Below are 11637 nucleotides of genomic sequence, written 5' to 3' on the forward strand. Positions count from 1 at the left end.
CCCCTGCCAAGAACCAGCGCGCCGTGGAAGAGAAAGTCCGCGACGGCCTGGAAGCCGACCGCGCTCGCGTGCAGATCGGCCGTATCTCGCGCTTCGGTCTGCTGGAAATGTCCCGTCAGCGTCTGCGTCCATCGCTGGGCGAAAGCAGCGGCATCGTGTGCCCGCGTTGCAACGGCACCGGCATCATCCGTGACGTTGAATCGCTGTCGCTGGCGATCCTGCGTCTGATCGAAGAAGAAGCCCTGAAAGACCGCACCGCCGAAGTCCGCGCCCAAGTGCCGATCCCGGTTGCTGCGTTCCTGCTCAACGAAAAACGCAACTCGATCACCAAGATCGAACTGCGCACCCGCGCCCGCATCATCATCCTGCCGAACGATCACCTCGAAACGCCGCACTTCGAAGTTCAGCGTCTGCGTGATGACAGCCCGGAAGCCGCCACCGGCCAGTCGAGCTATGAAATTGCTGCCGCTGCTGCCGAAGTTGAAGAAGTTCAGCCAGCCGCCGCGACCCGCACTCTGGTTCGCCAGGAAGCCGCAGTGAAAACTGCTCCGGCCCGCGCCAATGCTCCGGTCCCGGCCGAAGTGGCTGCACCGGCACCCGTTGCTGCGCCAGTTGCCATGCCAGAGCCAAGCCTGTTCAAAGGTCTGGTGAAGTCGCTGGTCAGTCTGTTCGCTAGCAAAGAAGAGCCAGCTGCTCCGGTTGTGGTTGAAAAACCGGCCACCGAGCGTCCGGCCCGTAACGAAGAGCGTCGCAACGGTCGTCAGCAGAGCCGCAACCGTAACGGTCGCCGCGATGAAGAACGCAAGCCGCGCGAAGAACGCGCACCGCGTGAAGAACGCGCCCCACGCGAGCCGCGTGAAGAGCGTCAGCCACGTGAAGCCCGTGAAGTTCGCGAGCCTCGTGAAGCCCGCACCGAAGCGCCAGTCGCCCGCGAAGAGCGCGCACCACGCGCCCCGCGTGAAGAGCGTGCACCACGTGCTCCACGTGAAGATCGCAAGCCACGTGGCGAGCGTGAAGAACGTGTACGTGAACTGCGCGAGCCACTCGATGCCGTTCCAGCTGTAGCCGCCGCTGCTGCCGTCACCGCTGAAGAGCGTCCGGCCCGTCAGCCACGTGAAGAGCGCGCACCGCGTCCGCCGCGTGAAGAGCGTCAACCACGCGCCGAACAGGCCGTTGCTGCCGCCGCTGAGGAAGAAGAAGTCATCAGCAACGAAGAGCAACTGCCGGAAGACGGTTCGGAGAGCGCCGAAGGCGATCGCCCACGTCGCCGCTCCCGCGGTCAGCGTCGTCGCAGCAACCGTCGTGAGCGTCAGCGTGATGCCAATGGCAACGTGATCGAAGGTTCGGAAGAGTCTGAATCCGAGTCCGACGAAAACGCTGAAGGCCCAAGCACTGCCGATCTGGCCGCTGGCCTGGCCGTGACTGCCGCCGTTGCCAGCAGCGTGATCAGCGCTCCGGCTGAAGCACAAGCTCACGAGCAAGCCGAACGCGCCACCGCCGCTACCCTGGAAACTGCTCCAGTGGAAGCGCCGGTTGTTGAAGCCACCACTCCAGTGGAAGTGGCAGCAGCGCCGGAAGTTGAAGTGGCACCGGTTCGCGAAACCCAGGCTCAGTTTGAAGCGTTTGCTGAACCTGCCGTGGTCGCCGAGGCGCCAGTCGTTGTTGCAGAGCCGGTTGTTGAAACCGTCGCTGAAACCGTGACCGAAACCGTGCGTGAAGTTCGCGAAGAGCAGACTGCATTCAACTGGGTTGCCGAGCCAGCCGCCGCTCAAACACCAGCGCCTGCATACGAAGCGCCAGTGGTAGAAGAAGTGAAGGCTGCCGAGCCGACTCCAGCGCCAGTCGTCGAAGCTCCAATCGTCGAAGCTCCGGTGGTTGTCGAAGCACCAGCCCCAGTGGTTGAAACTGCTCCGGTCAGCGCCTTGGCAGCAAACGGCCGCGCACCAAACGATCCGCGTGAAGTGCGTCGTCGCAAGCGTGAAGAAGAGCGTCTGGCGAAGGAAGCCGAGCAGGCTGCATCTGCTGCTCCGGTTGTTGCCGAGCCAGTGGTTGCTGAAGTGGTAGAGGCAGCTCCTGCCCAGTCCACTGAAGAAACCGTGGTTGATTCGGTCATCGCTGAAGCTCCACGCTCCGTTCAGGACGCGGCACAGCAACACGAAGAGGCCCAGGAAGAAGAACACGAGCCTAAACCACTCGTCTGATTCCGTAAGCCACTAAAAAGCCCCGCCTGATTCGTCAGGCGGGGCTTTTTTATGTCTCGATTTCTGTGTTGGGTTGTAGATCCACTCCCCTCACCCCAGCCCTCTCCCGGAGGGAGAGGGGGCCGACCGCAGGATGCTCGCGACGTACGCCGACATGAAAATGCTGCTGTGAATCCATAATCAACCGGAGAGATCTTGGCGATTATGGATTCGGTGAAGCTCGTTCAGGTCTGCGGAGTTGGCAAATTTGACTCGATCAGTCCCCTCTCCCCCTGGGCGGTCCGACGTTTCGGGAGGGTTAGGGTGAGGGATATTAAGCGAACACCAAAGCTTCAGGCACATCGATATCCCACAACACCCCAGGATCATCCACCGCCACCTCAACCATCCTTCCCTGCTTGAACAACGGCTTGGCACCACGATCACCACTCAGCGCCAACAACCCCGAACCGAACGCGCGACCAAACCCCACAGGATGCCCAAACTCGCCATCCTGCACCGGCACACTCACCGCATCGTCCGCCATCGCTGCCACCACCCGCTCGATACTCGACGGCAAGATAAACGGCATATCCCCCAGCACGATCAGCCAGCCATCCACATTCGGGCATGCCGCCACGCCCGCGGCAATGCTGTCGCCCATGCCGGTCGACTCGATCGAGACCACCTCGCATCCATAAGCCTGCGCCATACGCATCGCCTGCGGCCGTGCTTCAGTCGTCACCAATACGCGCTTGTCGAGATTGGCAGGCAGGTTCACCAGCACGTGCTCGATCACAGAACGCACGGTGCCATCGCGACCGGTGCAATCGGCCAGCAATTTGTCCTTGTCCGCGCCTGCCACCTGGCGAAAGCGGCTGCCCTCGCCCGCCGCCAACACAATCACACCGATGGATCGACTCATGCGCCCTCCAGTGATTTCTTCTGTTTCAACTCGACGCCGTTCTTGATCGCAACAATCTCCGCGAGCAAGGACAAGGCAATTTCTGCCGGCGAGTGACTGCCGATATGCAAACCGATCGGCCCGTGCAAACGCTTGATCGCTGCTACTGACAAGCCTAGCTGAGCCAGATTTTCCCGGCGTTTCTGACTGTTGACCCGCGACCCCAGCGCACCAACATAAAAGGCCGGCGAATCGAGCGCGGTGAGCAACGCCATGTCGTCCAGTCGTGGATCGTGGGTCAGCGCGACAATCGCCGTGCGCTCGTCGGTCTGGATGCTCAGCACCGCATCGTCCGGCATACCCGGAACGAAACGGCCGTGATGTTCCTCCCAGCCATAGACAAACTCGGTGCGCGGATCGCAGATCAGCACCTCGAAATCCAGTAACCGCGCCATGTCCGCCACATAGCGCGACAACTGCCCGGCGCCGATCAACAGCAGACGCCAGCGCGGGCCGTAGATCGCGCGCAGGGTTTTGCCATCGAATTGCAGTGAGTCGGATTTGCTCGCGGGCGCCAGCACCACTTCACCCGTTTCAATGTTCAGCTCACGGGCAACGATCTCGTGGGCTTCACATCGCGCGAGCAGTTCGGCGACCCACGCCGGGTCGCCGACCTGCTCTTCTGTCAGGCGCAACGTGCCGCCACACGGCAAGCCGAACCGCGCCGCCTCTTCACGCGTGACGCCATAGGTGATCAGTTGCACCGGTGGCCCGTCGGTGGCGATCCGCCCGTCGTGCAGCCGGGCGATCAAGTCATCCTCGACACACCCGCCGGACACCGAACCAATCACCACGCCATCCTCACGCAAGGCGAGCATGGCGCCGGGCGAACGGGGCGCCGTGCCCCAGGTCTGCACCACGCTGAACAGCACCACGCGCTGACCGGCGCGGCGCCATTCGAGCACGCTGCGCAGGACATTCAGATCGACGCTGTCCATCAGGCCTCTGCCTTCTGCCAACCCTGCAACTGATAACGCACCGGCAGGTTGCGGATGCGTTTGCCGGTCGCGGCGAAGATCGCATTGCACAGCGCCGGCGCAATCGGCGGTACGCCCGGTTCACCGACACCGCCCAACGGCACGTCGCCCGGCGGCGTGACCAGATGCACCGCGACTTCCTTCGGCGCCAGCGACATGCGCGCGACTTCGTACATGTGGAAATTGTCCTGCTGGACCTTACCGTCCTTGAAGCTGATTTCACCCAGCACGGCGTTGCCCAAGCCCATCACACAAGCACCCTCGAACTGCGAGCGAATACGTTCAGGGTTGATCTGCGGCCCGCAATCCACGGCGATGTCAGCCTTGTGCACGATCAGCGTGCCATCGTCCTTGACCTCGACTTCAATCACCGCCGCCACATAGGTGACGAAGCTGTAATGCACCGCCAGCCCCAGGCCACGACCCTTTGGCAGTTGACGGCCCCAACCGGCAGCCTTCGCTGCAGTTTCGAGCACGGCGCGCATGCGACCGGTGTCGATCGGATAACGCTCTGGAGATTCGCCGTAATTCCACTCTTCGCTCAAGGTGCGCGGATCGATCTGCCGATCCGGGCCAAGCAGCTTGATCTGATATTTGAGTGGATCAACACCGACCTTGTGCGCCAGTTCATCGACGAAACTCTGAATCGCGAAACCATGGGGAATGTTCGACACCGAGCGATACCAGCCGACCCGCGTGTGCACCATCGCTTCAGGGTTTTCCAGACGCACATTGGGAATCGCGTAGGCCATGTTGGTGAAGCCCATACCCAGTTCGAAAGCCGCTTCGTGGTTCATGCCCGGCGCAAATAGCGCGGTGATGCTCGGTGCCACGGTGCGATGCAACCAGCCGGACGGCATGCCGTCCTTGCCCACACCCGCCTTCAGGTACTCGGCGGACACGGTATGGAAATACGAGTTGTGCACGTCGTCCTCGCGCGTCCACTGCACCCGCACTGCCTTGCCAGGAAACTCCTTGGCGAGGATCGCCGCTTCAATGACGAAGTCCGGTTTCGACTTGCGCCCGAAACCACCACCCAGCAGCGTCACATTGACGGTGACGTTATCGAATGGCACCCCCAGGCGCTCAGCGATGCGTTCACGCGTAACCTGCGGCGCCTGACTCGGCGCCCATGCCTCGCAAACGCCTTTGTTGAAACGGGCGATGGCCACCATCGGCTCCATGGGTGCCTGCGCCAGATGCGGCAAATAGTAAGACGCTTCCAGGCTGCTGGCAGCGCTGCTCAGGGCCTTGTCGATATCGCCGGTGTTGCGCACCACTTTGCCGGGTTTGAGCGACGCCGCTTCCAGTTCCTTGCGATAAGCGATCGAGTCGTAACTGGCGTTCGGGCCGTCATCCCATTCGATCTTCAGCGCCTCGCGACCTTTGATGGCCGCCCAAGTGTTGCTGGCAACGACTGCCACACCGCCCAACGGTTGAAACTCCGAAGGCAGAGGACGGCCTTCGATTTGAATGACTTTTATCACGCCGGGCACTTTCAGCGCCGCGCTGTCATCCAGCGATTTGACCTTGCCCCCATACACTGCAGGACGTGCGATGGTCGCGTACAACATGCCGTCAAAGTGAACATCGGCGCCGTATACCGCGCGGCCTTTGACGATGTCGTCACCGTCGATCGCTTTGGTACCTTCCTTGCCGATATAGCGAAATTCCGATGGCTGCTTGAGGCGCAGGCTGTCGCGCGCCGGCACCGCCAACGCACTGGCCGCAGCGGCGAGTTCGCCGTACCCCAGTTCACGCCCGGACGGTTTGTGAATGACCTTGTGCAGTTGCGCATGACACTCGCCGACCGGCACTTTCCATTGCGCGGCCGCCGCTTGCTCAAGCATCGTGCGGGCTGCCGCGCCGCAACGGCGCATCGGCTCGTACCAGTGACGCATGCTGCGCGAACCGTCGGTGTCCTGATTGCCGAAACGCACCTCATCGCCCGGCGCCTGCTGCACTTTGACGTGCGCCCAATCAGCTTCCAGTTCGTCGGCGACGACCATGGTCAGACTGGTGCGCACGCCCTGACCCATCTCGGAACGGTTGCACACAACAGTCACTGTGCCGTCGGTGGCGATGCTGACATAGACCTTCGGATCGTCGATCCAGCCATTGGGCATGCCGTCGGCGCCGAACTGCTTCGGCTTGTCTTCGGCCAACGCATCCTGCCAACCCCAGCTCGCCGCCAGCACCAGTGCACCGGTGGCGGTGGCGCCTTTAAGGAAGCCGCGTCGACTGAGATTGCTCAGGGCGAAATCATTCGGTAGGCGACTCATGCCTTGGCCTCCTTCAGGTGGGTGGAAGCCTGGCGTATCGCAGTTTTGATTCGGTTGTAAGTGCCGCAACGGCAAATGTTGCCGACCATCGCTTCTTCGATCTGCTCATCGCTCGGGTTGGGATTGGTTTTGAGCAAAGCGGTGGCCGACATGATCTGCCCACCCTGACAAAAACCGCATTGCGCCACGGCGCTGTCGAGCCAGGCTTGCTGGACGACTTGGCCGACCGGGTCGGCGTGTAAATTGTCGATGGTGGTGACGTTCTGGCCGACGACAGAGCCGATCGGCGTGATGCAACTGCGCGCCGGCAAACCATCGATATGAATGGTGCAGGCGCCGCACAGGCCCATGCCGCAACCGAATTTGGTGCCGTTGTAACCGGCGACGTCACGAATTGCCCAGAGCAGCGGCATGTCTTCGGTGACATCGAGTGGATGGTCCTGGCCATTGAGTTTCAGGGTAATCATGGGCACGCCCGCATATTTTTGGAGGTTATGGGGTCGAGCAATCTGCCGCCGAAAAATCAGCGATGGGTTCGCGCAGATCGACTCAGGCTAATGGGCTCTCTTGTGCCGACAGGAAGGTCTGCACCGGGCCTTTGGTGGAGCAAATGATCGGTATCGTTAGCTCGCTAAGTTAACCCAGCATTAACAAAAAAGCCCTGCACTTTTTAATCAGTGCAGGGCTTTGGATGACGCTTAACAAGCGTAGCCTCAATAGCGGTTGGGCTCCATTTCCAGTTCGACATTGAAACGTTCGCTAATGTCTTTCTGGATACGCTGCGCCAGTTCGAGCAACTGCAGGCCGGTCGCCGCGCCGTAGTTGACCAGCACCAGCGCTTGCAACTTATGCACGCCGGCATCGGCCTCACGGAAACCCTTCCAGCCGGCACGCTCGATCAGCCAACCAGCGGCGAGTTTCATCTGCCCGTCCGGCTGCGCGTAGGCCACCAGATCCGGATGCTGCGCCTTGATCTGCGCCACCAGCGCTGCCGGCACCAGCGGATTCTTGAAGAAGCTGCCGGCATTGCCGAGCACTGCCGGGTCCGGTAGTTTTTCGCTGCGAATGCTGCAGATTGCGCGGCTGACGTCAGTGGGCGTCGGTTGCTCGATGCCCTGCTCGGTCAGGCGCTGACGCACCGGGCCATATTCCAGATGCAGATGCGCGACGCGGTCGAGCTTAAAGCGCACGCGCAGAATCAGCCAACGCCCCGGCTGCTGCTTGAACACGCTGTCGCGGTAGGCGAAATTGCATTCTTCCAGGCTGAAATCGCACAGCTCGCCGGTCTGGCGATCCAGCGCAGTGAGCCCGGCGAACACGTCCTTGATCTCGACACCGTAGGCGCCGATGTTCTGCATCGGCGCAGCGCCGACGGTGCCGGGGATCAGACTGAGATTTTCCAGCCCGGAAAAACCCTGCGCCAAGGTGTGCTGCACAAAAGGATGCCACGGCTCGCCCGCTTCGGCTTCGATCACCACGCGGCTGCCGTCATCACTGATCATGCGGATACCGCGCGTGGCCATGCGCAGCACCAGCGCCGTAATGTCAGCGGTCAGCAGCAAGTTGCTGCCGCCGCCGATCACCAGCAAAGGGACATCGTGAGACGCGGCATACGCCAGCGCTTCGCGGACATCGGCGTCGCTGTGGGCTTCGGCGAACAGCTGCGCGTGAACGTCTACGCCAAAACTGTTGAACGGTTTCAGGGAAACCCGGGGTTGCACCAGCAGACTCATAACCGGCCCTTCACTTCGATCAGCAGTTGGTCACAGGCTGCTTCGATCAGATCCAGCACCTGCTCGAAACCTTGATCGCCGTCGTAATACGGATCCGGCACTTCATCGACAACACCGGCATAACGACGCAGGAACAGATCCAGCTCAGCCTTGCCGGTGGACGGTTGCAGCGCCTTGAGGTTGCGCAGGTTGCTGTTGTCCATGGCCAGGATCAAATCGTAACTGGCGAAATCGGCACGGCTGACCTGCTGCGCGCGTTGCGCCGACAAATCATAACCGCGCACCTTGGCCGCGGCCTGGCTGCGCTTGTCTGGCGAGTTGCCAACGTGCCAGTCGCCGGTGCCGGCGGAGGCCACTTCGACCTGATCCGCCAGCCCCGCTTCACGCAGTTTGCGGCGCAACACGCCTTCGGCGGTGGGTGACCGGCAAATGTTGCCCAGGCACACAAACAAAACCCGCATCAGGCCTCCAGCAGGCGACGAACGCGCTCGAGGTCTTCGACGGTGTCGACACCGGTCGGCGGCGCGATCAGCGCGTCGGCGACATGAATCCGCACGCCGTGCCACAGGGCACGCAGTTGCTCCAGCGATTCAGTGTTTTCCAGCCAGCACGGGCCCCAACTGACGAAGTCCTGAAGGAACCCGGCGCGGTAGGCATAAATGCCGATGTGGCGACGATACGGCACGCCTTCCGGCAATTGCTCGCGGTTCTTGGCGAACGCATCGCGGGCCCACGGCAAGGTTGCGCGGCTGAAAGTCAGCGCCAGACCATTAAGGTCGCTGACGACCTTGACCACGTTCGGGTTGAACAGGGTTTCCACATCTTCGATCGGCTCGGCCAGCGTGGCCATGCGCGCTTCGGTGTGGGCCGCGAGGTTGGCGGCGACCTGATCGATCACGCTTGGCGGAATCAGCGGCTCGTCGCCTTGGACGTTGACCACGATCGCGTCGGGTTCAAGGCCCAGTTTCGCCGCGACTTCGGCCAGACGATCGGTGCCCGAGTTGTGATCTTCACGGGTCAGCACCACTTCGGCGCCAAAGCGCTTGCAGGCCTCGACGATGCGCGCATCGTCGGTTGCCACCACCACACGGGTGGCACTGCTTTTGCTCGCCTGTTCCCAGACATGCTGGATCATCGGCTTGCCGGCAATGTCCAGCAGCGGCTTACCCGGCAGCCGGGTCGAGGCATAGCGCGACGGGATGACAACGGTGAAGGCAGTGGTCATTTATCCAGACGCTCATCGGTGGTCAGGGTTCGGGCTTCGCTTTCGAGCATTACCGGGATGCCGTCACGGATCGGGTACGCCAGGCCGGCGCCCTTGCTGATCAGTTCGGTCTTGTCGGCGCTGAGCTTGAGCGGGCCTTTGCAGATAGGGCACGCGAGGATATCGAGCAATTTGGTGTCCATGAACATTCCCTGGATAAAAGAGTTAAGACAAAAGACGTTCCGGTAACAGGCGCATCAGCTGTGTGTCGAACCAGGCCACGAAGGCCGGCGACGGCACGGCATCGACCGCCAGATACCACCAGTCGGCAGCCGCGAAGGCACGGCACTTCACCGCGTCCTTTTCAGTCATCACCAACGGCAATGACGGTGTGAAATTCAAGGCCTGCACGCTGTATTCGGCGTGATCGGCAAACGCGTGCGGGACTGGCCGCCAGTCTAGCGCTTCGAGGGTATTGAAGAAACGTTGCGGATTGCCGATCCCGGCCACCGCATGCACAGCCTGACCGGCCGGAAAATGATCGAGCGGCTTGCGTTCGCCACTGCGCAGATTGACCAGCGCGATGGGTTGCAGGCGGAAAGCGAAACCGTCGTGGCGGTCCTCGGCGGCACCGTTGAACAGCACACCGTCAACGCTTTGCAGACGTTCGATAGGCTCGCGCAATGGCCCGGCTGGCAAACAGCGTTGGTTGCCTAGGCCACGGGCGGCGTCGATCAACACCAGCTCCAGATCCCGCGCCAGTCGGTAGTGCTGCATGCCGTCGTCGGAGAGGATCAGGTCCAGCGGTTCACTGGCGCACAAGGCTTTGACGGCGGCGCTGCGATTGGGGTCGATCATCAGCGGCACGCCGGTTCGTTGCACGATCAACAGCGGTTCGTCGCCAGCAATGTCGGCGCTTTGATCGGCCTCGACTCGCCAGGGCAACTGCGGCGGTTTGGCGCCGTAACCACGACTGACCACGCCGACGCGCAAACCGCGACGCCGGCAATGTTCGATCAACCAGAGAATCATCGGCGTCTTGCCGGTGCCGCCAACCGTGATGTTGCCAACCACGATCAATGGCACTGGCGGCTGATAGATTTCGCCTTCACCGTCGAGAAAACGTTGGCGCTTGTTGACCACGACGCGGCGATAGAGCATTTCCAGCGGTCGCAACAGCGTCAGAGCCGGGTGCCCCTGATACCACGCGGCGAGCAAGCGATCGGACAGGCTCATCAGGATTTAGGCGCCGCCTCGACCGTGGTCATGCGCAGATGGCTGAAACCGAGCTTGCCGGCCGCGTCCATGGCGGTGATCACTGATTGATGCTGAGCCTTGCCATCGGCGCTGATCGACAACGGCATGCTGGTATCGCCGTTGGATTCCTTCTGCATGGCTTCCATTAGCGTCGCCAGATCGTTTTTCGGCAGAATCTTGTTATTCACCGAAAACACGCCCTCGGCGCTGATGGCGACATCCAATTGCTTGAGTTGCTGATCTTCGGCCGGCGAGCCGCTGACGGCTTCCGGCAGATCCACGCGCAATTGGGTTTCGCGGGTAAATGTGGTGGTCACGACGAAAAACAGCAGGAGGATGAACACCACGTCGATCAACGACGCGAGGTTGATGTCTACGGTTTCCCGGGGCTTGCGACGGAATTTCACGCGCGGCCCTCAGCCAGGTCAACGTCACGGTCGCCCTGCACCACTTCAACCAGTTTGATCGCTTCCTGCTCCATGCCCACCACCAGCTCATCGATGCGGCGTTGCAGGAAACGGTGAAAGAACACGGCCGGAATACCGACCATCAGGCCCGCCGCCGTGGTAATCAGCGCTTTGGAGATGCCACCGGCCAGAACCGAGGCGTTGGTGCTCATGCCGGAACCGGTGAACGCGCTGAAAATGTCGATCATGCCCAGTACGGTGCCGAGCAAACCCAGCAACGGCGCCATAGCGGCGATGGTGCCGAGTGCGTTGATGTAGCGTTCGAGTTCGTGAATGACCCGGGCGGCGGCCTCTTCGATGCACTCTTTCATGATCTCGCGACCATGCTTGGAGTTGGCCAAGCCTGCGGCGAGGATTTCCCCCAGCGGCGAATTGGCGCGCAATTCCTTGAGTTTTTCTTTATTGAGCTGCTTGTCCTTGATCCAGACCCAGACCTGGCCCAGCAGATGCTCGGGGGTGACGCGACTGGCGCGCAGGGTCCACAGGCGCTCGGCGACAATCGCCATGGCCGCGATGGAACTCAGAATGATCGGCAGCATCATCCAGCCGCCGGATTTGACCAATTCCCACACA

Annotated in this window: 12 protein-coding genes; 1 reads left to right on the forward strand and 11 read right to left on the reverse strand. The window is 61.6% G+C overall.

Annotated features, from left to right (window positions below; genetic code table 11):
* The coding region (locus ACIQVE_RS21470; protein WP_402811855.1) for a ribonuclease E/G at positions 1 to 2201 on the forward strand (2201 nt) is incomplete at its 5' end.
* A gap of 313 nt (positions 2202 to 2514) precedes the next feature.
* Here the strand turns inward: ACIQVE_RS21470 and ACIQVE_RS21475 are convergent.
* The 11 genes from ACIQVE_RS21475 to ACIQVE_RS21525 form a co-directional block, all read right to left on the reverse strand.
* A complete protein-coding gene (locus ACIQVE_RS21475; protein ID WP_402811857.1) occupies positions 2515 to 3105 on the reverse strand; it encodes a nucleotidyltransferase family protein in 591 nt (196 codons plus the stop codon).
* Positions 3102 to 4082 carry an XdhC family protein gene (locus tag ACIQVE_RS21480; RefSeq protein ID WP_402811860.1) on the reverse strand — a complete coding sequence of 327 codons (981 nt, stop codon included), beginning with the start codon at positions 4080 to 4082 and terminating at the stop codon, positions 3102 to 3104. Before ACIQVE_RS21480 ends, ACIQVE_RS21475 begins: the two co-directional genes overlap by 4 nt.
* Positions 4082 to 6403 (reverse strand): molybdopterin cofactor-binding domain-containing protein, encoded by a 2322-nt coding sequence (locus tag ACIQVE_RS21485; RefSeq protein WP_402811862.1) that lies wholly within the window; start codon positions 6401 to 6403, stop codon positions 4082 to 4084. The genes ACIQVE_RS21480 and ACIQVE_RS21485 overlap by 1 nt, the downstream gene beginning before the upstream one ends.
* On the reverse strand, positions 6400 to 6870 hold the full coding sequence (locus tag ACIQVE_RS21490) for a (2Fe-2S)-binding protein (protein ID WP_123466814.1): 471 nt from the start codon (positions 6868 to 6870) through the stop codon (positions 6400 to 6402). The genes ACIQVE_RS21485 and ACIQVE_RS21490 overlap by 4 nt, the downstream gene beginning before the upstream one ends.
* Before the next feature lie 246 nt (positions 6871 to 7116).
* Positions 7117 to 8136, reverse strand: a complete 1020-nt coding sequence (gene murB, locus ACIQVE_RS21495) for a UDP-N-acetylmuramate dehydrogenase (protein WP_402811864.1) — start codon at positions 8134 to 8136, stop codon at positions 7117 to 7119.
* The gene (locus ACIQVE_RS21500) at positions 8133 to 8597 is read right to left on the reverse strand and encodes a low molecular weight protein-tyrosine-phosphatase (RefSeq protein WP_150616026.1); all 465 of its coding nucleotides are present in this window, start codon (positions 8595 to 8597) and stop codon (positions 8133 to 8135) included. Before ACIQVE_RS21500 ends, murB begins: the two co-directional genes overlap by 4 nt.
* Positions 8597 to 9361 (reverse strand): 3-deoxy-manno-octulosonate cytidylyltransferase, encoded by a 765-nt coding sequence (kdsB, locus tag ACIQVE_RS21505; RefSeq protein ID WP_402811868.1) that lies wholly within the window; start codon positions 9359 to 9361, stop codon positions 8597 to 8599. Before kdsB ends, ACIQVE_RS21500 begins: the two co-directional genes overlap by 1 nt.
* Positions 9358 to 9543, reverse strand: coding sequence for a Trm112 family protein (locus ACIQVE_RS21510; RefSeq protein ID WP_003174668.1), 186 nt, complete (start codon positions 9541 to 9543; stop codon positions 9358 to 9360). The genes kdsB and ACIQVE_RS21510 overlap by 4 nt, the downstream gene beginning before the upstream one ends.
* 22 nt (positions 9544 to 9565) lie before the next feature.
* Positions 9566 to 10576, reverse strand: a complete 1011-nt coding sequence (gene lpxK, locus ACIQVE_RS21515) for a tetraacyldisaccharide 4'-kinase (protein ID WP_402811871.1) — start codon at positions 10574 to 10576, stop codon at positions 9566 to 9568.
* Complete coding sequence (locus ACIQVE_RS21520) at positions 10576 to 11004, reverse strand: biopolymer transporter ExbD (protein WP_042560450.1); 429 nt, start codon at positions 11002 to 11004, stop codon at positions 10576 to 10578. The genes lpxK and ACIQVE_RS21520 overlap by 1 nt, the downstream gene beginning before the upstream one ends.
* A complete protein-coding gene (locus tag ACIQVE_RS21525; protein ID WP_402811875.1) occupies positions 11001 to 11636 on the reverse strand; it encodes a MotA/TolQ/ExbB proton channel family protein in 636 nt (211 codons plus the stop codon). The genes ACIQVE_RS21520 and ACIQVE_RS21525 overlap by 4 nt, the downstream gene beginning before the upstream one ends.
* Position 11637: the final 1 nt, after the last annotated feature.

It is taken from the genome of Pseudomonas sp. NPDC098747, from assembly GCF_044760045.1.
Lineage (GTDB): Bacteria > Pseudomonadota > Gammaproteobacteria > Pseudomonadales > Pseudomonadaceae > Aquipseudomonas.

Bases quoted from the DNA above. Each gene is read 5' to 3' on its own strand.
- ACIQVE_RS21480 (WP_402811860.1), bottom strand. From the start codon at position 4,082: ATGGACAGCGTCGATCTGAATGTCCTGCGCAGCGTGCTCGAATGGCGC.
- murB (WP_402811864.1), bottom strand. From the start codon at position 8,136: ATGAGTCTGCTGGTGCAACCCCGGGTTTCCCTGAAACCGTTCAACAGT.
- ACIQVE_RS21485 (WP_402811862.1), bottom strand. From the start codon at position 6,403: ATGAGTCGCCTACCGAATGATTTCGCCCTGAGCAATCTCAGTCGACGC.
- lpxK (WP_402811871.1), bottom strand. From the start codon at position 10,576: ATGAGCCTGTCCGATCGCTTGCTCGCCGCGTGGTATCAGGGGCACCCG.
- ACIQVE_RS21475 (WP_402811857.1), bottom strand. From the start codon at position 3,105: ATGAGTCGATCCATCGGTGTGATTGTGTTGGCGGCGGGCGAGGGCAGC.
- kdsB (WP_402811868.1), bottom strand. From the start codon at position 9,361: ATGACCACTGCCTTCACCGTTGTCATCCCGTCGCGCTATGCCTCGACC.
- ACIQVE_RS21500 (WP_150616026.1), bottom strand. From the start codon at position 8,597: ATGCGGGTTTTGTTTGTGTGCCTGGGCAACATTTGCCGGTCACCCACC.
- ACIQVE_RS21510 (WP_003174668.1), bottom strand. From the start codon at position 9,543: ATGGACACCAAATTGCTCGATATCCTCGCGTGCCCTATCTGCAAAGGC.
- ACIQVE_RS21490 (WP_123466814.1), bottom strand. From the start codon at position 6,870: ATGATTACCCTGAAACTCAATGGCCAGGACCATCCACTCGATGTCACC.